This is a genomic window from Pseudomonas sp. R3.Fl, from assembly GCF_023516765.1.
GTDB classification, from domain to species: Bacteria; Pseudomonadota; Gammaproteobacteria; order Pseudomonadales; family Pseudomonadaceae; genus Pseudomonas; species Pseudomonas citronellolis.
In genome coordinates, this window is sequence record NZ_JAMGSO010000001.1 from 3,543,770 (window position 1) to 3,569,499 (window position 25,730).

19 protein-coding genes are annotated in these 25,730 nt (G+C 61.6%); 1 reads left to right on the forward strand and 18 read right to left on the reverse strand.

All coding sequences use genetic code 11. The annotated features are described in order from the left end of the window. Window positions 1–1,038: 1,038 nt before the first annotated feature. The 17 genes from M8R19_RS15595 to M8R19_RS15675 form a co-directional block, all read right to left on the reverse strand. Window positions 1,039–1,296 carry a hypothetical protein gene (locus M8R19_RS15595; protein WP_249918263.1) on the reverse strand — a complete coding sequence of 86 codons (258 nt, stop codon included), beginning with the start codon at window positions 1,294–1,296 and terminating at the stop codon, window positions 1,039–1,041. Window positions 1,297–1,410: 114 nt separating this feature from the next. Continuing rightward, window positions 1,411–4,041, reverse strand: coding sequence for a S8 family peptidase (locus M8R19_RS15600; RefSeq protein WP_249918264.1), 2,631 nt, complete (start codon window positions 4,039–4,041; stop codon window positions 1,411–1,413). A 16-nt stretch (window positions 4,042–4,057) separates the two neighbouring features. After that, window positions 4,058–5,071, reverse strand: coding sequence for an AAA family ATPase (locus M8R19_RS15605; protein ID WP_249918265.1), 1,014 nt, complete (start codon window positions 5,069–5,071; stop codon window positions 4,058–4,060). A 95-nt stretch (window positions 5,072–5,166) separates the two neighbouring features. Next, window positions 5,167–6,159, reverse strand: coding sequence for a restriction endonuclease (locus tag M8R19_RS15610; RefSeq protein ID WP_249918266.1), 993 nt, complete (start codon window positions 6,157–6,159; stop codon window positions 5,167–5,169). A 26-nt stretch (window positions 6,160–6,185) separates the two neighbouring features. Continuing rightward, window positions 6,186–6,503, reverse strand: coding sequence for an HVO_A0114 family putative DNA-binding protein (locus M8R19_RS15615; protein WP_502942888.1), 318 nt, complete (start codon window positions 6,501–6,503; stop codon window positions 6,186–6,188). A 131-nt stretch (window positions 6,504–6,634) separates the two neighbouring features. Further along, window positions 6,635–8,248, reverse strand: coding sequence for a Tn7-like element transposition protein TnsE (locus M8R19_RS15620; protein WP_249918267.1), 1,614 nt, complete (start codon window positions 8,246–8,248; stop codon window positions 6,635–6,637). After that, window positions 8,241–9,743: a TnsD family Tn7-like transposition protein gene (locus M8R19_RS15625; RefSeq protein ID WP_249918268.1), complete on the reverse strand. Its 1,503-nt coding sequence runs from the start codon at window positions 9,741–9,743 to the stop codon at window positions 8,241–8,243. The genes M8R19_RS15620 and M8R19_RS15625 overlap by 8 nt, the downstream gene beginning before the upstream one ends. 1 nt (window position 9,744) lies before the next feature. Continuing rightward, complete coding sequence (locus M8R19_RS15630) at window positions 9,745–11,355, reverse strand: ATP-binding protein (protein ID WP_249918269.1); 1,611 nt, start codon at window positions 11,353–11,355, stop codon at window positions 9,745–9,747. Then, entirely contained in the window at window positions 11,348–13,435 is a 2,088-nt protein-coding gene (locus tag M8R19_RS15635; protein ID WP_249918270.1) for a TnsB C-terminal domain-containing protein, read from the reverse strand. The genes M8R19_RS15630 and M8R19_RS15635 overlap by 8 nt, the downstream gene beginning before the upstream one ends. Beyond that, window positions 13,422–14,249 carry a TnsA endonuclease N-terminal domain-containing protein gene (locus M8R19_RS15640; RefSeq protein ID WP_249918271.1) on the reverse strand — a complete coding sequence of 276 codons (828 nt, stop codon included), beginning with the start codon at window positions 14,247–14,249 and terminating at the stop codon, window positions 13,422–13,424. Before M8R19_RS15640 ends, M8R19_RS15635 begins: the two co-directional genes overlap by 14 nt. 145 nt (window positions 14,250–14,394) lie before the next feature. After that, window positions 14,395–16,230, reverse strand: a complete 1,836-nt coding sequence (glmS, locus tag M8R19_RS15645; RefSeq protein ID WP_249918272.1) for a glutamine--fructose-6-phosphate transaminase (isomerizing) — start codon at window positions 16,228–16,230, stop codon at window positions 14,395–14,397. Between the two features lie 12 nt (window positions 16,231–16,242). Next, window positions 16,243–17,013, reverse strand: a complete 771-nt coding sequence (locus M8R19_RS15650) for a DeoR/GlpR family DNA-binding transcription regulator (RefSeq protein WP_009614568.1) — start codon at window positions 17,011–17,013, stop codon at window positions 16,243–16,245. Between the two features lie 299 nt (window positions 17,014–17,312). Continuing rightward, window positions 17,313–19,211 carry a diguanylate cyclase gene (locus tag M8R19_RS15655; RefSeq protein ID WP_249918273.1) on the reverse strand — a complete coding sequence of 633 codons (1,899 nt, stop codon included), beginning with the start codon at window positions 19,209–19,211 and terminating at the stop codon, window positions 17,313–17,315. Further along, complete coding sequence (locus M8R19_RS15660) at window positions 19,208–20,071, reverse strand: endonuclease/exonuclease/phosphatase family protein (protein ID WP_074980485.1); 864 nt, start codon at window positions 20,069–20,071, stop codon at window positions 19,208–19,210. Before M8R19_RS15660 ends, M8R19_RS15655 begins: the two co-directional genes overlap by 4 nt. An 11-nt stretch (window positions 20,072–20,082) precedes the next feature. Continuing rightward, a complete protein-coding gene (gene dsbA / locus M8R19_RS15665) occupies window positions 20,083–20,724 on the reverse strand; it encodes a thiol:disulfide interchange protein DsbA (RefSeq protein ID WP_009614565.1) in 642 nt (213 codons plus the stop codon). A gap of 154 nt (window positions 20,725–20,878) precedes the next feature. Next, a complete protein-coding gene (locus tag M8R19_RS15670; protein WP_074980484.1) occupies window positions 20,879–21,487 on the reverse strand; it encodes a c-type cytochrome in 609 nt (202 codons plus the stop codon). A gap of 44 nt (window positions 21,488–21,531) precedes the next feature. Next, entirely contained in the window at window positions 21,532–21,822 is a 291-nt protein-coding gene (locus tag M8R19_RS15675) for a c-type cytochrome (RefSeq protein WP_009614563.1), read from the reverse strand. A 188-nt stretch (window positions 21,823–22,010) separates the two neighbouring features. Here M8R19_RS15675 and yihA point away from each other — a divergent pair, with 188 nt between their 5' ends. Continuing rightward, window positions 22,011–22,670, forward strand: coding sequence for a ribosome biogenesis GTP-binding protein YihA/YsxC (gene yihA / locus M8R19_RS15680; RefSeq protein WP_074980483.1), 660 nt, complete (start codon window positions 22,011–22,013; stop codon window positions 22,668–22,670). Window positions 22,671–22,973: 303 nt separating this feature from the next. Here the strand turns inward: yihA and polA are convergent, their stop codons facing one another. After that, entirely contained in the window at window positions 22,974–25,712 is a 2,739-nt protein-coding gene (gene polA / locus M8R19_RS15685) for a DNA polymerase I (protein WP_249918274.1), read from the reverse strand. Between the last annotated feature and the right edge of the window lie 18 nt (window positions 25,713–25,730).

Here is a 25,730-nt window from a genome sequence, read left to right on the forward strand (position 1 = left end):
GGTGGGGCTGTCCTTCTTGGCCTGTTGGTCAGGCACCATCCTCCCACCCCGTCATTCCCGCGAACGCGGGAACCCAGCTGCCTTCTTGTTTGGGTGTGTTTGCGCCGCTTCGGCGTGCTCGGATGTTTCTTGTTTCGCCCCCTCGGGCGAGTCCCTTTTGTCAAACGCCACAAAAGGAACCAAAAAGGCTTGCCCCAACATACGGGCCCGATAAAGCCGGGCTACCCTCACGAACTCCCCCGCCACGGAGGCCCGCCCCGAGGGTACGTCCCTGTAGCCCGCGGGGCTCTCGCGACATCCATGTCGCATGACCTCCTGAGCGCCGGTTTCGCTCGGCCTTCTGAAGGGGCGTTCCGGAGTGCGCGGAGGTTCTCTGGAAATCCAAAAGCAAGAGCGGCGCGCTTTTGCTTTTCGTAGGAGCGAGCTTGCTCGCGAACCCCGCTGCCACTGGGTTCCCGCGTTCGCGGGAATGACGAGGTAGGGTTAGGCGTAGAAGGATAACGCCTGACCGACACACCGCTCAGGACAGCCCCCTCTCCCTTCAGGGCGGGGCGCGCAGCGGAGGGCTGGGGAGAGGGTTACGGACTTCGCCGACACTCCATTGCCAACCCTGTACTCCGCTCCCCCTCCCTAACCCTCCCCCGCAAGCGGGAGAGGGGACCGTTCGGCGTGAAGCGCAATCACAAAGCTCCCTGAACCACAATGCGTAGGGCGCATAACGCCTACGGCGTCATCCGCCGAATCGCGAACAGAGTCCGCTCCTACAGTTCCAGGAAGCACGGGCGTAGGAGCGGACTCCGTTCGCGATTGGATTCACCGGCCACGCCGGATGCCTCGAAAGCACGGCCAACGGCGGACAACCACAAATGCTTATCCGCCTGTGGGATGAAAATAAAGTTTCATCCTAAAGCGTCGAAAAAGGAGCTGGGAATGGAAATTTCGTTAGCTAAAGAATCATCCTAAAAGCTAGAGCACGCGCAATTCAGATGAAAAATTTGAAAATAAAGAATCATCCTAATAGATCATAACGTAGAGCAGCTACCGCGCCTCGAAGATTCTCCGCGCTACCGGTCCATACGTGGTGATCACCTGCTCGATGCTGTCCTGATCATCAAGACGTAGCCCATCCTCAATATCGAAGAAAGCTGTTCGCTCGGCTTCCCACTGAGCGATTTTGCTAGCGTCCGGCTGAGCTTTTTTGCTTTCGATGTAGATCCATTCAGCACAAGCAGCCATTAGGAATCCAAGGACCTCTTGCGCAGCTTCAAAGCGCGCCAAGCGTTCGGTCGTAGTCATCGCTCGGCCTCCTAAACGCACAGCCTGGGAGTTCTTCATCACACCCTCAGCCCCTTCCGGAGCTGAGGATATTACTATGTGAGAGTTCTTCATCACGTCCCACTATTTTCTCAATTACCGACCTATGCCAGGTGCAATACGCACCGGCTGCTTGATGCGGGCACGAACCTGCTGATAGATCGGAATGTCCTCTTTCGCTTCCAGCGTGACAGCAAGGCCGTAGGGAATGACGGTATCGAGATGGGCGGTCGCATCCTTTTTGCAGGTGATGCGGATGCGAAGGGTCTCACCATCTTCGAATGCCTGGACCTGCTTTTTGCCCTCCAGCACCTCATGCTGCACAGTGCCACGCTCAACCTGATTGTGGTCTCCGTCCTGACGTTCCAGCTTGAGGACCTGGTTGGACCAATTCTCCCCGCCTGGTTCCAGCGTCAGCTTGGCTTCTCGATGGTTGCGATGGTCAGGATTGATAGGTGTCAGCCATGCCAGGGTCACGACCAACCGCCGCCAAATCTTCTGGGAGGAAAAACCGGGAGGAATGGGGAAAGCGTACTCATGCACCTCATTCTCCCGGATCTCTCCACAGCCGAGAACTGTTGCCCGCTGCGCAGTGCATGTCAGCACGCGCTCGATGTCTACAGCACCATAACCAAGGTAGCGTGTGATGACCTGCTTAAACTGACGCGAGTTGCGCGCATCCTTCAGCGCTTGCTCGATATAGTGCTTACCAGTGTCGTCTTGCTTGGCGCCATGTACCAGCAGCGCCTTCATCAACACTGACATCAGCGCTTCGGGAATGTCTTCCCCCTCTTCACTGCGAAGCCTGTCCAGCATGTCATACAAACGGACCGCTCCCCGTGTCGCCAAGGCCGTTGCATTGCTGGTGCCGCGCCAGAATGCTTCGTTGCTTAGTACGCCTTGCTGTTGGCTGTCGATCGCTACTTTCTGACCAGGGGCTAGGACAGATTTATTGACGCTGTACTGGGATGATCTGGCTAGTAAAGGGGCGTTGTAGAGTTGCCGTCCTCCCGGCATGAAGATGTCCGGCTTGATGGAGCGTCGAAAGCCGAACCCTAGACGAGTGGCAGGACTGAACAGTGCTTGCGAAGGCAGCACATCGACCCGCTGGCCAAACTGTGGATATGCATCCCCTGAATCATCGGTGTGAGTAGCCCCCACAGTAATGGCATTCATGGCTTCAGCCGGCGAAAGCAGACGCCGGGAAGAGAGGTTGCGAGATACCGCTTTGAGGGTGGTTTTTATCTTGTCGTCATCGGACAGGGCGGCGAACTGCTGCTGATTGAGTCCAATGTCAATCTCTTCGCAATAATTACCGGCACTGACGCAGAACAACACCCGATAGCGGTAGGCTAGCCAATCGAGCAGCCGTGCCCATGGACTCGGCGTATGAATGAATTCCCGGGCGATATCTCCAATGGAGAGGTTGATGACCTTGACCGTGGGTGCTTGCGGAGGAACATCACCAGAGCCTTCGAACATGCGTCGAACAGCAATGTGGATTCGGTCCTCAAAGAAGACTTCGTCCGGCATATGCTCATCATGCTCACGCGTTTGATGGTCAGGCTGCATCACTGGAATGCAATATAGTTTGCGACGCAGCGGCTCGGACTCAGGGTTGCTGCGGTCTCCATGCAGAATTAAGGAGGCCATGGCAGTACCATGTTTGCGCTCACCAGGCTGATAAGCGGCCTCCAAGCCAAAGGCGTCATCTACCAGAAGCCGGTCTTTCAGAGCCTCATGCAATTGCAACGGAGCACCATCGAGAAGCGCCGCGACTGGCGAAAGGTCGCTGACGCTTTGAGGGAAAGTGGCAGGCTCCCCCTCGCCTTCTTCTGAAACCGCCAGACTCTGCCCGGTAGGGCGGAAATACATGATGCCGGAGAATTTGAACAATTCGATGTCGATGTCTACTCCACTCGCCGCCACTTGATCAAGAAGCGACTGAATGGCATGAGCAGGTAACTCGGCCTTGACCGCGTGGAATGCGATCTGGGGCATATCAAGAAAGCCAGAAAGCGTCTGGCCTCCAAGGCCCTCAAGGAGGGAGCGGACTACTGCTTCAGTATTTCGCCGCTTCTGATCTCTCCTGCGATAGAAAAGCTCGATCTGAAAGGTAATCTTCTCCTCTGGGTTGATGGGATCCAGCAGATCCCGCCAGCGGTCGATCATTCCTGTTTCGACCAATGTCTCTTCAATGCCCCAACGCCGCAGCACGTTTAACTGTTCGAAGACTGCTTTCCATTTGTTTTTTCCGTGGGGCAAGCTTCTATTTGCTTTCCACTGCTCCCAAAGCGAGAGGACCTCCTGCATGCCAGCCATGTTGCTCATGGCCAGAAACATGCGGCCGCTCAGCGGCTTAACCGTGCGTTGTCCAGCGGTGTCCCGCTCATAGAAACCATCATCTTGGGCCTCCAAGTCGTCGAGCTCGGTCTCTCCTAGCCACTCCAAACCAGCCGCTTCGACGGCTTGCCTGAAGTCGTCAAGACGTCCAACGATCTCGATAACCAAGACCATTTCAGGTTCCAGCCCAGCTAGCGCGCCAGTTAGGTTTGCCTGATAGCGTGCAAAGTCTTGCTCTAGCTGTTCGATCTGCCTGCCGATACGGGCCACTTGGGCGCCACGACCGGGTAAGCTTTGTTTGCCCGGTGGGAAACCGTTCCCCTTTTCTGGTTGAAGAATTCGCTTTTCAGGAAAAACCAGCAACGGTAAGTACTCAGCAGGCATACCAACTCCTTGTGCCTTATTCGTCTAACACTTCTTTATTGTTAGGCTTTAGTCGCTTCTTCCATTGCTCCAGCCTAGAAAAAACGATGGCCTTGGCATTATCCACTTTCTGATCCAGAACCGCTCGTCGCACTACTCCTAGGCAGAATTCTTCCACTTCTGAAAAACTTAATCCTAGAAGTCGCTTTGCGACGGTCTCAGCAGCCAAGCCGAAATTGACTTTACTGCGCTCGCTGATCAACGCAATGAATTTGGTTAACTGCGCACGCGTAGGAAGGGGGATATCCAACCGAACCTGGAAGCGACGCCAGACGGCTCTGTCTAAAAGCTCTGGATGGTTGCTGGCTGCAACCACGACGACATAGTCGGGAAGGTCATCGAGCTGAAGCAGCAAAGAGCTGACGACGCGTTTGATCTCCCCTGTCTCATGAGTGTCGCCTCGCTCTTTGCCTAATGTTTCAAATTCATCGAAGAACAACACACAACGCCGCGTCCGGGCGTAATCAAGCAATGCCTTCAATCGGACAGACGTTTCTCCTAAATAACTGCCTATTAGCGACTCGTAACGCACAACGATCAGCGGAACCATCAACTCGAATGCCAAGGCTTCAGCAACCGATGTTTTGCCATTCCCTGGCGGCCCCGCCAACAGGACACGGTGCCTCGGGCTCAAACCATGAGCATGCAGCAATTCAGCACGATGCTGCTCCTCCACGAATTCCCGCAACTGCCCGAGAATACTGTCGGCGAGTACTAGACTGTCCAGCGAGCGCTCTGGTGTCAATTCAGCAACCAGATCCTTCTGCGCAACGCCTCCAGTTTGAGTCTGGCGTGTTGCTGGAGTAGAAGATTGGAACAAGGTTGCTTGGTGAGAGGATGCTCGCAATGCTTTTTCTAAACGATCTGCCAGGATGCGGTGCCCCTTGCCGCGCTCCTCCTGAATCAAGGCTTCGGTCGACTTCCGGAAAGACGGTTGGTCACCGCTGCTGGCTGCTTTTACCAGGGCGACCAAGGTATCAGCTTGCGCCATGTGTGTTCACCTTGATGAAGTATTGAGGTGGCACTGTCGTGCGTCGATTGAGTGCCTGTTGTACGGCTGTTGGACCTATGTCATTCATTTTTAACTCACGCTGGCCAGTACAACCGCTTCAGCGGCACGATTCGTTTGGTTTCAGCATCGGTAGCGTCGTAATGCTCGATCAGTGCTCGGACCACATGATCCAGCGTCCACATCGCCAGCGGAATGGAGGCGCGATCAGCTTCGTATTGAGCATCCTTGCTGAAGCCGCCTGTGCTGACATACAACCCTCGATCGTCTTTGTGGCGGCCGCCTAAGAAACTGCGAATTTCCTGACTGCCCATCTGCCCCTTGCGGTGTTTGACTTCCACGACAATTCGCGGGTGTTCAAAGCCGAAGCCGTCAGGCGAAGCGACGATATCCTTACCCCGGTCTGAGCCATCCGGAGAGACCTGGGTCTTGTAGCCCATAGCACGCAGAATGCCGGCGACAAGCTCCTGCATTTCCTTCCAGTCCAGATTGATGATCAGATCCTTGATTTGCTCACGGGCACGCTCCTCAATGTCAGCCAACGGATCGGCGATGATTTCTTCAACGTACTCCTCCACCGCTGGTGTTGGCTTGCCCTTCAGCGTTCCCAGCACTTCGGCTGCAGCGCTGGATGGCACTTCGAATAGGGTCAGGGTCGAGCCCAGGCTGTTCTTGGTACTGGTGCTCAGGCTATCCCGCGGCAGCTCCTGTGCTTGCCATTGCACCTTGCGCGCCAAAGGCAGGTCTTGCTCAGCCCATTCGGGGTGGTGCTCGGCTGGGCCAGTGACTTTGCCGATCGAATAGAGGCGATTGGCTGGCGAATAAGTGACGATCCAATCACCATCCTGGATGTCGTTGACGAAGCGCCAGACCTGAGAAGCCCCCGAGACTACAGCCCCCTGTTTTGCCTGAGGCTCGGCAGACCGGTACAAGGCAACCAACCGCTTGCGCTCAACGCCAGGCTTGGCATGAGCGGCCAACTGCTTCCAACCCACGGCGGCGACACCGCGCTCCCGAAAAGCGTCGTACAGACGGCCGCCTTCGCCACGTACCATCCACATCCGTGCCATCGTGTTCCCTCTTATGTTCACAGCCGTCAATCCAACACGACCAGAAACTCAGTTGCCAGCGCCGTGGGCTGGACATCTCTTACATTACGTTGCAGCGAGACCAACCCGTAATCCGCCATCAGGTGCAAAGTACGCGACAGGTTCGGCACTTTGCGGCCACTGAGTTCGGCTAGCTCTGTCAATGACTTGGGCTGCTTTTCATCGATTAGTCGTAACAGACTGCGGTTCTCATCCGAGAGCACAGCCGCGAGAGATGCTAGAGATGGGAACCAAATACTAGGAGCATCACCTCCACTAGAAGGCGAGCCATTCGGCTTCCGAACCCCAACGATGCAGCGCTTCATGGTGTAAATCCAGTGGAGCAAAAACTTAAATTTTATCATTGCCTGATAATCATACTCAACGTATGAATTACGGATGCTGATACCCCACATCCCATGGGTGTGAAATAGGACAGACTAGGTGGCCTCGACCATTAATTGAGGCTGGCTCGTATACGTTGCTTCCAGTCAGCCGATCTGTTCTGGTTAACGCCAGATGGATCATCTTTAGGGTGGTGTACCGATTGCAAAGGCTCACAGTACCTCGCCATTGTGCTCGGCCAGCGCAATGAGCCTTTCACTACCCCTCTCAAGATTCTGTCTATGCATTGTCTGGCGTCTTCAATGCTCGCTTTGATGCCCATGATCCGCGTCGACATGCGCTTCCGGTTGTCTGAGGTTTCTATTTCCAGTAAGTAGCGCTCACTACGGTTTTCCAGCCTGAACCTCGCTAGCAGATAGCAACGCGGTGTCTCGTCATCAATCATGTGGTATCTGCATCGTGGAACCTGCGGCAGCGGTGCCACCTCCAGAGATAGCAACTCAATGTCTGATTCTTGAGTTATCTGCTTGATGAGCTCGCTGAGCTGTGAGAATCGCTCGGAGAACCGTTGCTGGATCTCTCCATCTCCCAATAATTGGAACTCTCCCGGCGCTATACTGCCGCCACTTACGGGATCAGCTACACCGAAAACCGTGCTCTCTCCGCCCAATGGGTGTTCGTCGTCGACTCTCTTCCCATGAGTGCCGGCGCGCTCACCGCTGTAGGCGATCTTATTGATCAACTGACCATCAAAGTTGATCCCCTCAACGGGCAGATGAATCAACCTCGGTTCCTTGGCGGCAGTCGGCTCTTCGTCAGCATCCACCTCCACCTCTTCAGCTCCCGATGGAATCGGTACACAGCCTGTGTTCTCTCCCCTGACAGGTAGCTTGAGAGCTGGGTGATGGAAAAAAACATCGCCACGATGGGTAAATCGAAGCCCCTGAAGGGTTTCTATCTCCCAGACCAGCAACTCGTTACTTTTCGGGTCAAAGGGGCCTCGCACATGCATGGTGGTACCCGCGAGGGAAATGGGTGCGGTGAAATCGAACTTCCACCTGGCATACGCCGAAACTTGCGAGACACGCTCTTGCTCTTGGTTGAGACTTTGCCAGATCGACTCGAAGGATCGCTTCACATCCTGATTCAGCAGCAGCCAACTGAAATGGTCTCTGTACCCCTTGACTCTGAGAAGCTGACTTGGCGCGCCCGTCTTCGTAGGCGTATGGATATGAACTGCATCATTCTCTCTGTAGATCGTGAAGGCCATGTCCAGACCATTCGGTTCGAAGGCTGCACGGACGATGAAAGCCGCGTGGAAGAACAGTTTGCGCGCCAGCTCGAATTTCGGCAGCCAGACGGTCAGACCATCGATCTCGAACACAAAGCATCGCTGCTCAGATATCTCGGGGTTTGCTGCCAGCCTTCTTGCTAGACGCGGGCATTCGCCCAACGGCCTTTCCCGCCAGGTATCTACTGCAGGAAGCACCACCGTCGTCTTGAAACCACTGGGACGGTAAGGAGCCCCTTCTTCGCCAGGAAACTCGCGACCAACCGCAAGGACACAGGACATCTCCAGCGGGAACCGCTGCAATTGCAACTGGCCGTTACGCTCAAAAAGTGCCCCCAAGCGCCACTGGGCCCCCGCAGTGGGCGCTCTGAACAAGTTTCCAATAGCCAGCAGCCTAGATCCGATCTGGATCTGACGGAATAAGGTCCTATTCAATCCATCTTCCTATCAATCGAATGAACGCAGTGGTCAGCGGTGCCACCCTGCTTTTTTCCAATCCACAACGCTTTTCCAGCTCCCAGCATCTGGACGACATGCCAGTCTGTACATCCTCCAACATCGCTGCAGTCAGGCGACGGATCTGATACTCGCCGACGGACTCGGCGTAGCGATCCAAGAAGGTGCGGCATAGAGGCATTTGATCGAGGTGGTGCTCGACTGATGCCCGATGGGGTAACTGCTGTAGGAACCAATTGCGGCTCCTGCGCGGCAGGCTTAGGTCTTCTTCGCCGTCTCTGCCAATTCGGATTAGTAAGCGCACCAACTTCCTGTCGCGTGCTCGCCAGTCGATGTGGCTGTTGTTGCCCTGTCGGCGCTGCCTAGCCTGGTTCGTAGCCATCAGCCAGTACCGGTCATGACGATAGAGCCAGGCGTAACATGCCTCCCCTCCGTCTTGCCTGGCTGCCTTGGCTCCACCGTGGTTATCCAGTACTTGCAGCCAAACGGCTCGGTACTGCTGCTTTTGCTCTAACTCAGCAGGGAGCAACTGCGCTGACTGCTCGGTGGAAAGGTCGGCCTGGCGAGTCTTCGCCTCGCCGATCAGTTCGCCAGCATGCTGGCCGGGGCGCAAGCTGGTCCAGACGATCAGATGCTGCAGCGCACTGAATCCCTTGCGATGCTTCCTGAACATCGCTAACAGCCAGGGCGGAGGCTCTCCGGATGTCAGCAGACCGTTCACAGCAAGCCAGTCCCGGCGGTGGGATGCCAGGATCTTCTCCCAGATGACTTCAGCCCTGACCTGCCGGCCGCGCCTAGCGCCGCACTTTGTAGCCAAGGAGCGGTACAGGTTGGTCCAACGCCCGTAGCCAGGCGACTGCGTTTCTTCAAGCATCAGCAGTTGCGTAGCAGCCTTGGCGAGCCTAATAGCTTCTTCGCTCGCAGGGCTCACGCGAAGATCACGAGGCAAGAACAGGGGAGAGGCTGGATGAAACTCATGCCGCTGCGCTCGACGGAACGGGATAGGAGAGTTCAGGAGCTGACAGCCATGCTCGGGACAGGCGCCTATCCCTTGAATCTGCCAGCTACGTCGCCAGTAAGGCTCACCGAAACGAGCAGCCATGTCCTCGAAACAGACAGGGCAGTAACGCAGCCACTCGGGCCACTTGACCAAGGCCGCCGAGGCCCCGGCCAGACCAATCGTCGGCCGATCGGAGACGAGCATGGCCTGGAACAGGTCAGTACGACGCTCCTGTGGAATGAATGGCGCGTAGAGCGGAAACAGCGTGTGATGCATGATCACGGTCGCCGTATCCAGCCCAGTATTGTTTGCCAGAGCGATCAGATGCGTAGGCAGGTCGGTGATCGCGGCGACTTTGCTGTCACCGAACAGCATGTGCAGCAAAGTCTTGTGGCTGCCAATCCCCAGATGTACCCGGCACCGAGCAATGCCACTATAGAGCAGCTCGTCCGGGTAGAGCCTGGGGAAATACATGTCAACTCGCTCTCAGCAGAGGCCGCAGATCGAGGATCAGGCCAGCCTGTTTGAGGCTGTCGTAGACGTCACTGACAAGCCCATCGGCATAACGTCGACGCAGATCCTCCTCGGATAGGCGTCCCCACTCCGTCCGCTTAACCCTGGAAATGCTGGGCTTCTTGGGAACCTCCTGCGCGAGGTAGGACGTGGCCTTGTGGATCAGGGCCGCCAGCGGGATACCCGGATTCTCCGCCAACAGTTCGTCGGCCATAGGAATGGCGATATCCCTCGGGATTTCCATCTCTTCGAGCAGGGCGGCCATCCGCTTGGCCTTATCATCAGCCGGAGGTGCCGGCGGTTTCGATTGGGCGACGTTATCCAGAGAACGAGTCAGGGTCAGCAACCGCCCCTCGATTTCTGGCATCAGCAGGTCGTCATATTTGGCGATCAGTTCGGGCCTACCGCTCCGCAAGGCCGCCAGCATCGGATGGACCGGTTTGAACTCGTCCTCGAAAACCTTCCGCAACAACAGCGGCTTGATGCACTCGACGCCTGTCACTATCGCCCGGATCTGCGCCAGCGCGAACAGCTTAATGACGATGTCCATGACCCCTTGGGTGAGGTCGTACATGGTCGATTCCAACTCGTCGTCCAGCGGCACCACATTTCGCAGCCACTGGTACTTCCAGAGCCGCTTCAATAGGCGCTTCCAGTGCTCATCCCGAGGCAACCTATCCCAACGGATGCTACCCAGCCCGGAGACCCGCCGTGCAGCCCGGAAGGTGCGTTGAAAGAACTTACTAGCCCTGTGAGTGCCGACCTGAATGATCGGAACACCAATAGTATTCACCAGCGACACGAAGAAATTATGCATCTTCTCGGCACCACCGGAGCGTGCCTCGTTGAGGTTCTGAACCTCGTCGATTATCAATACACCGAGTGCGTGCAGGTTGGCCACTTGGCACATGGATGCCAACAGGCGTTTGGTTCCCAGCTTCTTGCGCCCGTGGCTACGGCTGTAGTGAGTGCCCAGAATCTTGTCTACCTCGTTGAAGAAGCTCAGGCACAGCTCATCCAGGTCGCCATCGATGGGGCAGTCGATCTTCAGGTAAACCAATTGAGTGATGTTGTAGTCGGGGTGATAGAGGGCCTGGGGGTACATACCCAAAATCCGCTCTAGCGTGCGCGTCTTACCGCAACCTGAGCAGCCAAACAGCGACAGGCTGCTGGCCGTGGAGGAAACGCTCTGGTACACCGCCGCATCTAGATCCTCTTCCTCTACCCGGCGATAGCCATTCTGCATGTGCGCATACCAAGCGCCGCCGGCCGGATTCCGACCAATGTAGCCCTGACGAACCATCAAGCTAATCTTGCTCTCCAGTTCCAGGTGGTGACTCAGTGGCTGGAAAAAACCGTGCAACAGGCGGGCGATAGCATGAGCCCTGAGCCGACCATCCAGAAGCGCCTCCTGCGGCGCGAAACTAGGAAGCTGCTGCAACAGGTTGACCACCTCCTGCAGATCAGGAATTGGAGGCAATGCGCAGATGAGCGGATTTTCCTGATACTCGGGCAACTGTTGTTCCTGGTAATGCGCCAGAGGAATGACTTCGCGCTGGAGTTCTTCAGTCACCCTCTTCCTCCTTGAATATCAGATCGCTGAGATCTGGGAAGGCATAGTCTTCCTGTTTCTCACTCCGCAGATGGATCACCTCGGCTGGCTTCTCCTGCTGCACTTTCTTCGGTTTGAATGCGGTTTTCTGGCGTTCCTGGCGCTTTTCCTGCTGCTTGTTCTCGCGGATCTGCGTTCCCAGATCCTTCTTGGTCATACCCGTTTTGACCGGACTAGCATCCTCTGCCTGGGCAACGATGGACTCGATCTGCCCCAGAAGCTTTCCTCTCTCCACCAAGGCTTCCGCCGCCGCATTGGCATCGCTACGCCGCTCCTCTCTGGACAGCAGCCAGACATCCCAGAAGGTCATCCCCCTAAAACGTCGACTGCGGTCAGCAAGATCGCAAACCCAGTAATCCTTGAGACTATTGGATGGCCGCAGGTAGATGTGATCGGCGCTACGCGGATCGTATGCGACCGTTACCCCTGTCGGCCGGCGCCCCTGGCCTCGGTGGAACCAACCCTCCCTGAGCGCCTCCTGACAGGTGTAGAAGCAGCCGAATAGCCTGATTCCCAGCTCCGAAACCGTGGCCGACTCATGGGGCAACAGGTTGATCCGCACCAGTTCCTCGGGCGCAGTACGCAACCGGCCGGTCAGGTTGGCCAAGCCCCAGTTCCACAGCATGACCGGGATGGCCGGCACATCGCCCGGCATCCCCGCAGCCCTGTCGTATTTGCTCAAGGTGTGGAAGTTGTTGTGGTAGAGGACCCCGGCAATGATGATCTGCGTGAACTCGGGCAAGGTCAGACTGGCGTCAAGCCTGTAGTCGTGGCCACCTCGTTTCCGGCTGGTAGTGTTCTCGACCACACCGTAGGCGTAGGGTTTGAAACGCTCCTGCACCGTCCGGAAATAACGCTCGACGATGCCCTTTGCATCCCCTCGTCTGGCCGGTGCGCTCTCAATGCGAACACCGAAGGCTTGGGAAAATGCTTCCACCTTGGTGCCGTTCAGTTCGCCCTTGTCGGCCAGCAGCACATCCGGTAAGCCTTTGACCGGCCAGTCTCCGGCATCGATCTTCACACCATACTGGCGACAATATTCGACCTTGTCGGCAACCGTGTTGGCCAATGCCACCATGGCGCTTATCCAAGAAGGACCCTCGAATCCAACACACATACCGACCACCATGCGGCTGAACACGTCGATAACCATGTAAACGACAGGCCTGCCGACGATAAGGCTGCGATCATGTTCTGAAACCAGATAAATATCGGCGATGGTGGCATCTATCTGGTAGCGGTATCCGGGACCCAATGTCTCGGTCGTCGATGTGCTGCTGATCGGCCGGAAGTCCTTGGCAAAATCCACTGCGGACATCCTGCGTGGCAAAGTGTCGGTGAAGTGATATTCGCGCCCATAGAAGTAACGGAACTGTCCCAATGTAGGCAGTTCGGAGATCGGCAGCTCCGGCAGAACAGCACGGAGCAGGTTCAACCCGGAGGCGTAGGCATCAGGAATGGACGGATGTTTTTCCCTGAGCAAGCGTTCTTCGATGACGCGGCGAAAAATGCGCTCGATATCTGGAGTGACATTGCTCCCTTTCCCCTCCATCACCACTCTTGGCCTGCCCAGCTTAGCCTGGCTCGGCTTTCGGCGCTTACCACGGGCGCCCGAGTTGACATAGTCCGGCAAGAGGGAGTTCCTGCACATGCCTCGCTGCCAGTAGCGCCTCAGTAACCTGTACACCGTCTGCTTGGTGACACCATGGCGCTCCATGATGCCTCTGACAATGTGCCCTCTGGGGCGTCGCACGAAAAGCTGGGGATCGTGCACAAAATCCGCCAGCATTGCCCAAGCTTCATCACGCTTCAGTTGATCAAGGGAACCTTCCTCCACCTCCCGCAGGACTGTCTCCTCGAAGGGATCGGCAATACTCTCCAACTCACACCCAATGAGCAGCCGCTCCAGCTCTGCAACCGATATCGGCTCGGGCAGCGCCGTGTCCGAATCGATATCGATCCAGACTGCCTGCTCGGTACCGGACCAGAGCAGGCGCTTTCGCAGTTCCCCGATCCGGAACACCTGATTAACGGGCAGCACTGCTCAGCTCCTGATGCATTTGATGAGGGTTGGCAACCAGGTCTTTCGGCTTCAGTTCCCGGTAAGGGGTGTCAAGATTGAAAAGGAAACAGTGCCGAGCCAGCAGTTGGCGTAGCCAGTAGAGCGCCTGACCGGTCTCCAATTGATCGGAGGTATCCAGGCCCTGGGCAATAGCGGTCAGCTTCCGGTCTGGGTGACGCTGAAACTCGCGCAAAAACAGTTGCTGGTAGTGTGCGAGATCGTCCTGATCAATATCGCCTTCAGCATGGGCAGGATAGAGCCATTGGATATTGGCAAATGCCACCCTGGATACCTCACGCTCCGTGACGATGGCCCAGGGAATACCTTTTTCCTGCCAGTAGCGCCTTTCAAGCTCAAGCCTCTCGATGACTTCAGGCTTCTGCAGATCAGCACTGTACTTGGCCTGAATCGCGACGGTCGGGCGCTGGGGGTCATCGAAATCCACCAGGAAATCGCTGGTCAGAATCTGCGGAGTGTCCTGGTAACGACCATGGGCAAGACCAAGCTCCTCGGCGATGCGCACCGTATCTTCGACACGCATCGGAAACTGCTCACGGATGTCGGTGACATGGGGAGACCGATCCAAGGTGAGGAAGATAGCCAGTTCAAGATCGGATAGAAGATGGTGTAGGCGTCGGGTCTTGCTGCCGGGTAGACGGTGGGAGCGACCCAGCGAGGACACGTCCCTGATGTAGATGAACGGCTTGTAGTCTGGACCCTGGCCTTGGCCACGGCCCTCCTTGAGCCTTCTGTCGATCTGGGCCTGGGTCAGGCCCTTAAATGTTCCAGACATGAGAAAGCCTGCACCCACTGTGTCGATGACCTCAACATAGCGGATGCAGGCTTGGGATGAAACTTTATTTACAAGGGTGATTCTTTATTTATACGGATGAAACTTTATTTTCGTCCCACACCGCCCCACATTCCAACCGCGCGGCTTATTCCACCGTAACCGACTTGGCCAGGTTGCGCGGCTGGTCGACGTCGGTGCCCTTGAGCACGGCCACGTGGTAGGACAGCAGCTGCAGCGGCACGGTGTAGAGGATCGGCGCCAGGCAGTCATGGATCGGCGGCATGCTCACCACGTGGGTGCCCGGGCCGTTGCCGAGGCCGCTGTTGGCCTCGGCGAAGACGATCAGCTCGCCGCCGCGGGCGCGGACTTCCTGCAGGTTGGACTTGAGCTTCTCCAGCAGCTCGTTGTTCGGCGCCACCGTGACCACTGGCATGTCGGCGTCCACCAGGGCCAGCGGGCCGTGCTTGAGCTCGCCGGCCGGGTAGGCTTCGGCGTGGATGTAGGAGATTTCCTTGAGCTTCAGCGCGCCCTCCATGGCCACCGGGTACTGCGCGCCGCGGCCGAGGAACAGGGTGTGGTGCTTCTCGGCGAACAGCTCGCCGACCTTCTCCACCACCTTGTCCATCGCCAAGGCTTCTTCCAGGCGCGTCGGCAGGCGGCGCAGGGCTTCCACCAGTTCGGCCTCGACGCCCTCGCCCAGGCGGTTCTGCACCCGGCCGATGGCCAGGGTCAGCAGCAGCAGGGCCACCAGCTGGGTGGTGAAGGCTTTGGTCGAGGCCACGCCGATCTCCGGGCCGGCCAGGGTCAGCAGGGTCATGTCCGACTCGCGCACCAGCGAGCTGGTGGCGACGTTGCAGATCGCCAGGCTGGAGAGGAAGCCCAGCTGCTTGGCGCTGCGCAGCGCGGCCAGGGTATCGGCGGTCTCGCCGGACTGGGAGATGGTGACGAACAGGGCGTCGGGCTGCACCGCCACCTTGCGGTAGCGGAACTCGCTGGCCACTTCCACCTGGCAGGGGATGCCGGTCAGCTCTTCCAGCCAGTAACGCGCCACCAGGCCGGCGTGGTAGCTGGTGCCGCAGGCAACGATCTGCACGTTGCGCACCTTGGCGAACAGCTCGGCGGCGTTCGGCCCGAAGTTCTCCACCAGCACCTGGCCGGAGCCCAGGCGGCCTTCCAGGGTGCGCTGCACCACCTTGGGCTGCTCGTGGATCTCCTTGAGCATGAAGTGGCGGTACTCGCCCTTGTCGGCGGCCTCGGCGCCCTCGTGGTACTGCACCGCCTCGCGCTTCACCGGGCGGCCTTCGGCGTCCCACAGCTGCACGCTATCGCGGCGCAGCTCGACGATGTCGCCTTCTTCCAGGTAGATGAAGCGGTCGGTGACCTGGCGCAGGGCCAACTGGTCGGAGGCCAGGAAGTTCTCGCCCAGGCCCAGGCCGACCACCAGCGGGCTGCCGCTGCGGGCGGCGACGATGCGGTCCGGCTGGTCCAGGCTGATCGCCGCCAGGCCGTAGGCGCCGTGCAGTTCCCGGACCGTGGCTTTCAGCGCGGTGGTCAGGTCGCCCAGCTCGCGCAGGCGCAGGTGCAGCAGGTGGACGATGACCTCGGTGTCGGTCTGCGAGGTGAACACGTAGCCCTCGCTCTTGAGGTATTCGCGCAGCTCCTCGTGGTTCTCGATGATGCCGTTGTGCACAACCGCCAGGCGGTCGTGGGAGAAGTGCGGGTGGGCGTTGGCCTCGCTGGGCGCGCCGTGGGTGGCCCAGCGGGTGTGGGCGATGCCCAGGTGGCCGGCCAGCGGCTGTTCGGCCAGGGCCTGCTCCAGGCTGGCCACCTTGCCGACGCGGCGGCGGCGCTGCAGTTCGCCGGCGGCGTCCACCAGGGCCAGGCCGGCGCTGTCGTAGCCGCGGTATTCGAGGCGCTTGAGGCCCTCGATCAGGATCGGGGTGACGTTACGTTCGGCAATGGCGCCAACGATTCCACACATGGGGCGTTCTCCTTAGTTCGTGCAGCGCGCGCGTATGACTTTCACGCCGCGCGCCTCGATCTGGGCACAGGCCTCGTCGCTGAGGCGCTCGTCGGTGATCAGGGTCTGGATGCTGCTCCACGGCAGCTCCAGGTTGGGCATGCGCCGCCCGAGCTTGTCGGCCTCGGCCATGACGATCACCTCGCGGGCGACCTCGGCCATCACCCGGCTCAGCCCGAGCAGTTCGTTGAAGGTGGTGGTGCCGCGCGCGGGGTCGAGGCCGGCGGCGCCGATGAACAGCTGGTCGAAATCGTAGGAGCGCAGCACCTGCTCCGCCACCTGGCCCTGGAACGACTCCGAGTGCGGGTCCCAGGTGCCGCCGGTCATCAGCAGCACCGGCTCGCGCTCCAGCTCGCGCAGGGCGTTGGCGACGTTCAGCGAGTTGGTCATCACCACCAGGCCGGGCTTGTGCCCGAGCTCCGGGATCAGCGCGGCGGTGGTGCTGCCGCTGTCGATGATGATCCGCGCGTGCTCGCGGATGCAGGCCGCCGCGGCGCGGGCGATGGCCTGCTTGTAGGGCGACAGCGGCGGACTCGGCTCGGCCAGCAGTTCCTGTGGCATGGGCACCGCGCCGCCGTAGCGGCGCAGCAGCAGGCCGTTGCTCTCCAGGGCGGCCAGGTCCTTGCGGATGGTCACCTCGGAGGTGGCGAAACGCCGGGCGAGGTCGTCGACGCTGACCTCGCCCTGCTGGTTGAGCAGGGCGAGGATCTCGTGGCGGCGCTGGGGCGTGTTGCGTTTCGACATGAAGGCTTATGTTTCGATTCGAAAGTTATAGGTGCGAATCAAAACCCAAGAGCTTTCATTCGTCAAGTTCGGGTGATGGGAGGTTGGGGCGATGTAGGAGCAGCTGTCTATTGGGTTCCCGCGTTCGCGGGAATGACATCGGAAAATACGGTTCCCCACACCCGTCATTCCCGCGAACGCGGGAACCCAGAAAACAACGTAGGAGCGGGCCCTGCCCGCGATTCGCGCGCAGGGCGCGCTCCTACAGGGGTGCGATACGGGTGGGACTAATCGTTCGCGGTTATCAGCCGGGCAGCGCCTCAGCCCATCTCCAGGCGGTTGCGGCCGCCGCGCTTGGCGCGGTACAGGGCCTGGTCGGCGCGTTCGAAGGCCGCTTCGTTGCGTTCGCCGTCGCGGAACTGGGTAAGGCCCGCGGAGCAGGTAATGGTCAGCGGCTCGCCCTTGAAGTGGAAGGGAATGCGTTCCACCGCCGCGCGCAGCGCTTCCAGCAGCTGGCGGCCGCCGTCCAGCGGCGTGGAGGGCAGCAGCACGACGAATTCCTCGCCGCCGAAGCGGGCGATGAAGTCGGTCTTGCGCAGGCGCTTGGCCAGCTCGCCGGCGATGATCTTCAGCACCTTGTCGCCGGCCAGGTGGCCGTAGTCGTCGTTGATGCGCTTGAAGTGGTCGACGTCCAGCACCGCCAGCAGCAGTTCGCCGCCGAAGCGCTGCACCCGCGCCACTTCCAGTTCCAGCCGCTCGCTCAGGGCGGCGCGGTTGGGCAGGCCGGTGAGGGGATCGGTCAGGGCCTTCTGCCGCTGGTCCTCGATGCTGGCCTGGAAGCTGCGCGCCTCTTCCTCCATCGAGGAAACCCGCGCCACCAGCGCCTGCAGGCGCTCCCCGGCCTCGCGCTCGCGGGCCTCGCGTTCCTGGCGGTGCCGCTCGATGCTGCCGAGCAGGCCTTCCAGGCGCTCATCCACCGAGCGCCGGAGGCTGTCCAGGTCGGTGGCCTGCTGCACGCTGCTCTGCAGGCCGCTGACCTGGTCGCGCAGTTCATCGTCCAGGCGCCGCGCGCTGTCGGACACGGCGTCCTGGCCCTGCTGCACCGCGCCGAGGCTGTCGAGGAAGGTGCTCAGGCGGTCGTTGAGCTGGTGCAGGTAGCCTTCGAAGGCGGCCTGGCCGCTGTCGTTGAGGGCCAGCACCAGCACCGCCAGGTCGTCCAGCACCGGCACCAGTTCGTACCAGTTCAGGCTGCCGTTGATGCGTTCGCGCAGGGCCTGGGCCTGCGGGCGGTAGGTGGCCGGCAGCTGCAGCTGGTCGAGCAGGTTCAGCAGGCTGGCCTCGATGTGCGGCGCTACCGCGCTGTAACCGGGCTCCGGCATCGGCGGCAGGGCGTAGTGCTGCTCGCCCTCGCCATCCAGCAGCACCGGGCGCGGCGCGCTGGGGATGAGGTCGGCGGGCAGCGGCAGGCTGTCCAGCAGGGCGGCGGACGGCGCGGGTGACGGCAGCGGCTCGGGGTCGACCTGCGGCGCCACGGCAGCGGCCTGCTGCGGGATGGCCGGGGGTTCTTCGTCCACGACGGCCACGCTAGCCTCGGTGACCACGGCGGCCTCGGCCCTGGCCGGCGCCGCCGGCGTCTCGCTGGCCGGTGTGCCGCTGCTGGCAGGCGCGGGCTGGGCGGGGCCGTCCTCGCCGTCTTCGCGGCCACCGAACAGGCGCTGCAGCAGGCCGGGGCGCGGCGCCTCGGCGTCGGAAAGCTGTTCCAGCACGCGCCGCTGCAGGTTGCCCAGCTCGCCGAGCAGCACCGGCAGCTCGCGGGACTGGCTGGCGCGCGCCTCCAGGTCACGGGCGAACAGTTTCAGCGGCAGGCGCACGTCCCGCGGCAGGTCGAGGTTCAGCAGCTGCTGGGCGATCTGCTGCAGCGCCGTTATGTTCTGGCGGATGCGCTGCTGGCGGCGCTGCTCGGAGTCCAGCACGGTCTTTTCCAGGCGCGGGATCAGCCGCGCCAGGCCCGCGTCAATATCGTTGCGGCGCAGCAGTTCGCGTAGTTCCTGCATGCACTGGTCGACCGCCTTGTCGCTGCCCTCGGCGGCCAGGCTGCTGCGCACCAGGCCGCGGCGCAGCAGGTCGACGCGCACCTCCCAGCGGCGCTCCAGGCGCTCCTGCTGGTCGATGTTGGCAAGGTACTTTTCCTTCCAGCGCTGGTTGTCGTCGCGGCTCATCGAGCGTCCTTGAGAGAAAGCGCGGAGTCTTGCCGGCAGCCGTCGGGCAGGCGGATCTCCACGGCCACCGGCAGGTGGTCGGAGATCGGCTCCGGCAGCACGCTGACCCGCTCCAGGGTCAGCCCGGGGCTGAGCAGGATATGGTCCAGGCAGCGCTGCGGGCGCCAGCTGGGAAAGGTCGCCTGGACCTGCGGGGCGATCAGCCCGAGATCACGCAGCGGCGAAGTCTCCAGCAGGTCGCTGGCGTGGGTGTTCATGTCGCCCATCAGCACCTGGTGGCGGTAGTTCTGCAGCAGCTCGCGGATGTAGGCGAGCTGGCGGGTGCGGGTGCGCGGGCCCAGGGCCAGGTGCATCATCACCACGGCCAGGGCGTTGTCGCCCTCGCCGAAGCGCATGAGGATCGCCCCGCGGCCGGGCGGGCCGGGGAGCGGGTGGTCTTCCAGCAGGGTCGGGCGCAGGCGGCTGAGCAGGCCGTTGCTGTGCTGGGCGATGCGCCCGAGGTTGCGGTTGAGCTGCTGGTACCAGTAGGGGAAGGCGCCGAGCTGGGCCAGGTGCTCGACCTGGTTGACGTAGCCGGAGCGCAGGCTGCCGCCGTCGGCCTCCTGCAGGGCCACCAGGTCGTAGCCGGACAGCAGGTCGCCGATGCGCTGCAGGTTGCCGGCGCGCCCGGCGGCCGGCAGCAGGTGCTGCCAGCCGCGGGTCAGGTAGTGGCGGTAGCGTTCGGTGCTGATGCCCACCTGGATGTTGAAGCTGAGCAGGCGCAGGCGGCCATCGGCGGGATAGCCGGATTCCGCGGCCTGCGGATTGACCTGCGCGGGGCGGGATGCGACCACCCGCTGCTGGCGGAGCCTGCTCAGCATGGCGGGTTACCTCACTGGGCGGCCTTGGCGGCGTCGCGTTCCTTGGCGATCAGGAAGTCGGCCAGTTCCAGGGCCTTCTCCGGGCCACCGGCCGAGCCGATGTCGAAGCGGTACTTGCCGTTGACCACCATGGTCGGTACGCCGCTGATCTGGTAGGCCATGGCCAGCTTCTTGTCCTTCTCGATCTGGCCCTTGATGGCGAACGAGTCGAAGGTGCTGAGGAACTTGTCCTTGTCCACGCCCAGCGGGGCGAGGAAGTCGGCCATCTCTTCCGGGGTGGCCAGTTTCTTGCCTTCCTTGTGGATGGCCTCGAACACGGCGGTGTGCACCTTGTGCTCCACACCCATCGCTTCCAGGGTCAGGAACAGCTGGCCGTGGACGTTCCAGATACCGCCGAACATGGCCGGGATGCGGACGAAGTGCACGTCGGCCGGCAGTTTCCCGATCCACGGGTTGATGGTCGGTTCGAAGGCGTAGCAATGCGGGCAGCCGTACCAGAACAGCTCCACCACCTCGATCTTGCCGGGCTGGGACACCGGAACAGGGGTGCTCAGCTCGGTGTACTGCTTGCCGGATTCGAACTCGGCGGCTTGCGCGCTGAGACCGAACAGGCCGGCAAAGGCCAGTACGGCGGTGAAAATCAGGTTACGCATGGTTCACTCCTTGGCTGGATCGGGGGCGCCGCGGCGCGGCTGTGATTGGACTGGGGAGGCCGGCGGCGGTTCCAGGCATTGTAGTGGTGCCGGATACGAAAAAGGGTGGCCGAAGCCACCCTTTTTTTTCAAGCCGTGCCGCGGGGCGAAGGCCTCAGTGCAGGCCTTCGATGTAGCTGGAGACGGCGGCGATGTCCTTGTTGGACAGCTTGGCGGCGATGCTGCGCATGATCATGCTGTCGCCGTCGTTGGTGCGGTCGCCTTCGCGGAAGTTGGTCAGCTGCTTGGCCACATAGGCCGCGTGCTGGCCACCCAGGTGCGGGAAGGCGGCCGGCTCGTTGCCCACGCCGTTGGGCGAGTGGCAGCCGGTGCAGGCGGGCATGCCCTCGGCGAGCTTGCCGCCGCGGTACAGGGCCTCGCCGGCGGAAACCAGCTTGGGATCGGCGGCGCCGACGCTCATCTTCTGGCTGGAGAAGTAGGCGGCGATGTCGGCCAGGTCCTGGTCGCTGAGGTTGGTCAGCAGGCCGGTCATCTCCAGAACGGTACGTTTGCCGTCCTTGATGTCATGCATCTGCTTGAGCAGGTATTTGTCGCCCTGGCCCGCCAGTTTCGGGAAGTTCGGCGCCATGCTGTTGCCATCGGCACCATGGCAGGCGCCGCACACGGCGGCTTTCGCCTGGCCGGCCTTGGCATCGCCGACTTCGGCGTGGGCCATACCGGTCAGTCCCAGGGTCAAGAGCAGACTCACGATTATTTTGTTCATCAGCTAATCCATTACGGCTAATAGGTGAAAGAGAAAAGCCCGGGTTACTTGGACATCCACTGGATGATTGCCTTGTAGTCCTCGGTGTTGCAGTCGGTGCACAGGCCACGCGGGGGCATGGCGTTGAAACCGTTGGTGACGTGCTGCACCAGCGTATCCATGCCTTTGTCCAGGCGCGGTTTCCAGGCTGCGGCGTCGCCCTTCTTCGGGGCCATCGGCAACTGGCCGGCATGACAGGCGCCACAGGCCCGGTTGAATACCGCTTCCGGGTCCTGGGCGGCCTGCACGCTGGTAGCCATCGCGGCGGCTACGGCTGCGAACAGCAGTTTCTTCATGATCGTCCTCATCGGGAGGGAACGTCCGCGTTCTATTGCGCGGCCGGTTGATTATCGCGTTCCCGTGGCGCCCGACCCTGGGGGATAAAGCGCACACAAAATCCGCGGCATTATATACTTCGCCTGCCTGTTCGAAAACGAGACCGGCCCCCGCGACACCGAGTCGCACCCCGCCGCGGAAGCCCCCCATGCCCCCCAAGAGCCCTGCCAAGAACCCCATCCTCAGCCTTTGCCAGCAGGCAACCTTCCTCATCAGCGCGGCCAAGGTCGAGCAGTGCCCGGAAGACGGCGGCCGCGAAGTCGCCTTCGCCGGCCGTTCCAACGCTGGTAAGTCTAGCGCGCTAAATGCACTCACCCATGCCAATCTGGCGCGAACCTCGAAAACCCCCGGGCGCACCCAGCTGCTGAACTTCTTCCGCCTGGACGACGAGCGCCGCCTGGTGGACCTGCCCGGCTACGGCTACGCCAAGGTGCCGATCCCGCTGAAGCTGCACTGGCAGCAGCACCTGGAGGCCTACCTGAGCAGCCGCGAGTCGCTGGCCGGGGTGGTGCTGATGATGGACATCCGCCATCCGCTGACCGAATTCGACCGCCTGATGCTCGACTGGGCCCAGGCCAGCCGGCTGCCGATCCACGTGCTGCTGACCAAGGCCGACAAGCTGGCCTTCGGCGCGGCGAAGAACGCGCTGCTCAAGGTGCGCCGCGAAATCCAGCAGGGCTGGGGCGACGTCGCCAGCGTGCAGTTGTTCTCGGCGCCCAAGCGCGAAGGGGTGGAGGAGGCGCAACAGGTCCTGGCGGCCTGGCTGGGCCTGCTGGAAGAGGACGGGGAGGAGGCCGAACAGGCCTGAAGGGCCGACGCAGAGGGTGCCGGCTGGCTGCCGGCACTTTTGCGCAGGCAAAAAAAACCCCGAGCTTCGTATGGGGAGGGGGAAGTTCGGGGTTTAAGTCCGGACCGCTAGGGCGGGGTCCAGGATTCTGCCAACACTAAACACTGCAAAGGAGCATCGAAGGGCTTCTCCAGCCATTCACGAGTTCTGACCCGGGCTGCGGTGGGAAAGTTCAGTGGTGGATGAAAAAATTTTCCCGAGGCCCTTTTCAGGGTTTCCTGAGGCGCCCCGCAGGGCCCGTCACCCGGGCCCTGCGACCGTTCGTCAGTGGGCTTCGTCCCAGTTCGAACCGCTGCCGGTTTCGACGATGAGCGGTACCGCCAGCTCCGCCGCCTTGCCCATCAGGTCGCGCAGTTTCGCCGCCACCTCCTCGACCAGGTCCTCGCGCACTTCCAGCACCAGTTCGTCGTGTACCTGGAGGATGACCCGGGCGTCGATGCCGCTGGCCTGCAGCCAGTCGTCCACGGCGACCATGGCGAGCTTCATGATGTCCGCCGCGGTGCCCTGCATGGGCGCGTTGATCGCGGTGCGCTCGGCGGCCTTGCGCATGGCGGCGTTCTTCGAGCCGATTTCCGGCAGGTACAGGCGGCGGCCGTAGAGCGTCTCGACGTAGCCCTGCTCGGCGGCCTGGGCGCGGGTGCGCTCCATGTAGGCCAGCACCCCGGGGTAGCGGGCGAAGTAGCGGTCGATGTAGGCCTGGGCCTCCTTGCGCTCGACGCCGATCTGCTTGGCCAGGCCGAAGGCGCTCATGCCGTAGATCAGCCCGAAGTTGATGGCCTTGGCGCGGCGGCGCTGCTCGGGCGTGACCTCTTCAAGCGGCAGGCCGAAGACCTCGGCGGCGGTGGCGCGGTGCACGTCGCGGTCGTGGCGGAAGGCGTCCAGCAGGCCTTCGTCCTGGGCCAGGTGGGCCATGATGCGCAGTTCGATCTGCGAATAGTCGGCCGACAGCAGCCGGCAGCCCGCGGGGGCGACGAAGGCCTGGCGGATGCGCCGGCCCTCGGCGGTGCGGATCGGGATGTTCTGCAGGTTCGGGTCGGTGGAGGAGAGCCGCCCGGTGGCCGCCACCGCCTGGTGGTAGCTGGTGTGGATGCGCCCGGTGCGCGGGTTGATCTGCTCCGGCAGCTTGTCGGTGTAGGTGCTCTTGAGCTTGCTCAGGGAGCGGTACTGCATGATCACCTTGGGCAGCTCGTAGTCCTGCTCGGCCAGGTCGGCGAGGACGTTCTCGGCGGTGGACGGCTGGCCGGTGGCGGTCTTGGCCAGCACCGGCAGGCCGAGCTTCTCGTAGAGGATGGCGCCGAGCTGCTTGGGCGAGCCGAGGTTGAACTCCTGGCCGGCCAGTTCGAAGGACTTGCGCTCCAGTTCGACCATTTTCTCCCCCAGTTCGCGGCTCTGCAGCCCCAGGAGGTTGGCGTCGACCAGCGCGCCGTTGCGCTCGATGCGCGCCAGCACCGGCACCAGCGGCATCTCGATGTCGGTGAGGACCTTGGCCAGCGACGGGATGGCCTGCAGCTTCTCCCACAGGGCCTGGTGCAGGCGCAGGGTCACGTCGGCGTCCTCGGCGGCGTAGGGGCCGGCCTGCTCCAGGGCGATCTGGTCGAAGGTCAGCTGCTTGGCGCCCTTGCCGGCGATGTCCTCGAAGCGGATGGTGCTGTGGCCCAGGTACTTCAGCGCCAGGCTGTCCATGTCGTGGCGGGTGGCGGTGGAGTTGAGCACGTAGGATTCGAGCATGGTGTCGAAGGCCACGCCGCGCACCTCGATGGGCGTGCTGGCGTTGGCCAGGACGTTGATGTCGTACTTGGCGTGCTGGCCGACCTTGGCCTTGCTCGGGTCTTCCAGCAGCGGCTTGAGGGCCTTGAGCACGGCGTCGCGGTCCAGCTGCTGGGGCACGCCCATGTAGCTGTGGGCCAGGGGCACGTAGGCGGCCTCGCCCGGCTCGACGGCGAAGGACACGCCCACCACCTGCGCCTGCTGGGCGTCGATGCTGGTGGTCTCGGTGTCGAAGGCGATCAGCTCGGCGGCCTGCAGCTTCTGCAGCCAGGCGTCGAAGGCGGCCTGCTCCAGCACGGTTTCGTAGCGCGAGTCCTGGGCCGGGGCGCTCTCGGCGGGGCTTTCGCCGGCGTCCTTGGCCTCGCGCAGCAGGTCGTCCAGCCAGTTCTTGAACTCCAGCTGGCGGTACAGCTCGATCAGCGCCTCGCGGTCCGGCTCGCCCGGGTGCAGGGCGTCCAGCTCGACGTCCAGGGCGACGTCGGTCTTGATGGTGGCCAGCTGGTAGGACAGGTAGGCCTGCTCACGGTTTTCCTCGAGCTTGGCCGGCAGGCCCTTGGCGCCGCGGATCGGCAGCTCGGGCACCTTGTTCAGGCTGGCGTAGAGCACGTCGAGGCCGCCGCCGACGCCGGTGAGCAGGCCCAGCGCGGTCTTCTCGCCGACCCCGGGCACGCCGGGGATGTTGTCGACCTTGTCGCCCATCAGCGCCAGGTAGTCGATGATCAGCTCAGGACCGACGCCGAATTTCTCCTTAACGCCATCCACGTCCAGCGTGCTACCGGTCATGGTGTTGACCAGCGTAATGTGCCCGTCGACCAATTGGGCCATGTCCTTGTCGCCGGTGGAGATCACCACCGGGCGCTGCGCCGCGGCGCTGCTGCGGGCCAGGGTGCCGATCACGTCGTCGGCCTCCACCCCTTCCACGCACAGCAGCGGCAGGCCCAGCGCGCGCACCGCCGCGTGCAGCGGCTCGATCTGCACCCGCAGCTCGTCCGGCATCGGCGGGCGGTGCGACTTGTATTCGGCGAACAGCTCGTCGCGGAAGGTCGGGCCCTTGGCGTCGAAGACCACCGCGAAGGGGCTGTCCGGGTACTGCTTGCGCAGGCTCTTGAGCATGTTCAGCACCCCCTTCACCGCGCCGGTGGGCATGCCGGTGGAGGTGGTCAGCGGCGGCAGGGCATGGAAGGCGCGGTACAGGTAGGAAGAGCCGTCCACGAGGACGAGGGGTGCTTGACTCATGAGTGGAATCAACCTTTT

What these genes read in the sequence shown, in the direction of transcription:
- M8R19_RS15655 (WP_249918273.1), bottom strand. Translation starts at nt 19,211, where the DNA reads ATGAGCCGCGACGACAACCAGCGCTGGAAGGAAAAGTACCTTGCCAAC.
- M8R19_RS15605 (WP_249918265.1), bottom strand. Translation starts at nt 5,071, where the DNA reads ATGGCGCAAGCTGATACCTTGGTCGCCCTGGTAAAAGCAGCCAGCAGC.
- M8R19_RS15650 (WP_009614568.1), bottom strand. Translation starts at nt 17,013, where the DNA reads ATGTCGAAACGCAACACGCCCCAGCGCCGCCACGAGATCCTCGCCCTG.
- M8R19_RS15615 (WP_502942888.1), bottom strand. Translation starts at nt 6,503, where the DNA reads ATGAAGCGCTGCATCGTTGGGGTTCGGAAGCCGAATGGCTCGCCTTCT.
- dsbA (WP_009614565.1), bottom strand. Translation starts at nt 20,724, where the DNA reads ATGCGTAACCTGATTTTCACCGCCGTACTGGCCTTTGCCGGCCTGTTC.
- yihA (WP_074980483.1), top strand. Translation starts at nt 22,011, where the DNA reads ATGCCCCCCAAGAGCCCTGCCAAGAACCCCATCCTCAGCCTTTGCCAG.
- M8R19_RS15640 (WP_249918271.1), bottom strand. Translation starts at nt 14,249, where the DNA reads ATGTCTGGAACATTTAAGGGCCTGACCCAGGCCCAGATCGACAGAAGG.
- polA (WP_249918274.1), bottom strand. Translation starts at nt 25,712, where the DNA reads ATGAGTCAAGCACCCCTCGTCCTCGTGGACGGCTCTTCCTACCTGTAC.
- glmS (WP_249918272.1), bottom strand. Translation starts at nt 16,230, where the DNA reads ATGTGTGGAATCGTTGGCGCCATTGCCGAACGTAACGTCACCCCGATC.
- M8R19_RS15595 (WP_249918263.1), bottom strand. Translation starts at nt 1,296, where the DNA reads ATGACTACGACCGAACGCTTGGCGCGCTTTGAAGCTGCGCAAGAGGTC.
- M8R19_RS15625 (WP_249918268.1), bottom strand. Translation starts at nt 9,743, where the DNA reads ATGTATTTCCCCAGGCTCTACCCGGACGAGCTGCTCTATAGTGGCATT.
- M8R19_RS15660 (WP_074980485.1), bottom strand. Translation starts at nt 20,071, where the DNA reads ATGCTGAGCAGGCTCCGCCAGCAGCGGGTGGTCGCATCCCGCCCCGCG.
- M8R19_RS15675 (WP_009614563.1), bottom strand. Translation starts at nt 21,822, where the DNA reads ATGAAGAAACTGCTGTTCGCAGCCGTAGCCGCCGCGATGGCTACCAGC.
- M8R19_RS15600 (WP_249918264.1), bottom strand. Translation starts at nt 4,041, where the DNA reads ATGCCTGCTGAGTACTTACCGTTGCTGGTTTTTCCTGAAAAGCGAATT.
- M8R19_RS15670 (WP_074980484.1), bottom strand. Translation starts at nt 21,487, where the DNA reads ATGAACAAAATAATCGTGAGTCTGCTCTTGACCCTGGGACTGACCGGT.
- M8R19_RS15610 (WP_249918266.1), bottom strand. Translation starts at nt 6,159, where the DNA reads ATGGCACGGATGTGGATGGTACGTGGCGAAGGCGGCCGTCTGTACGAC.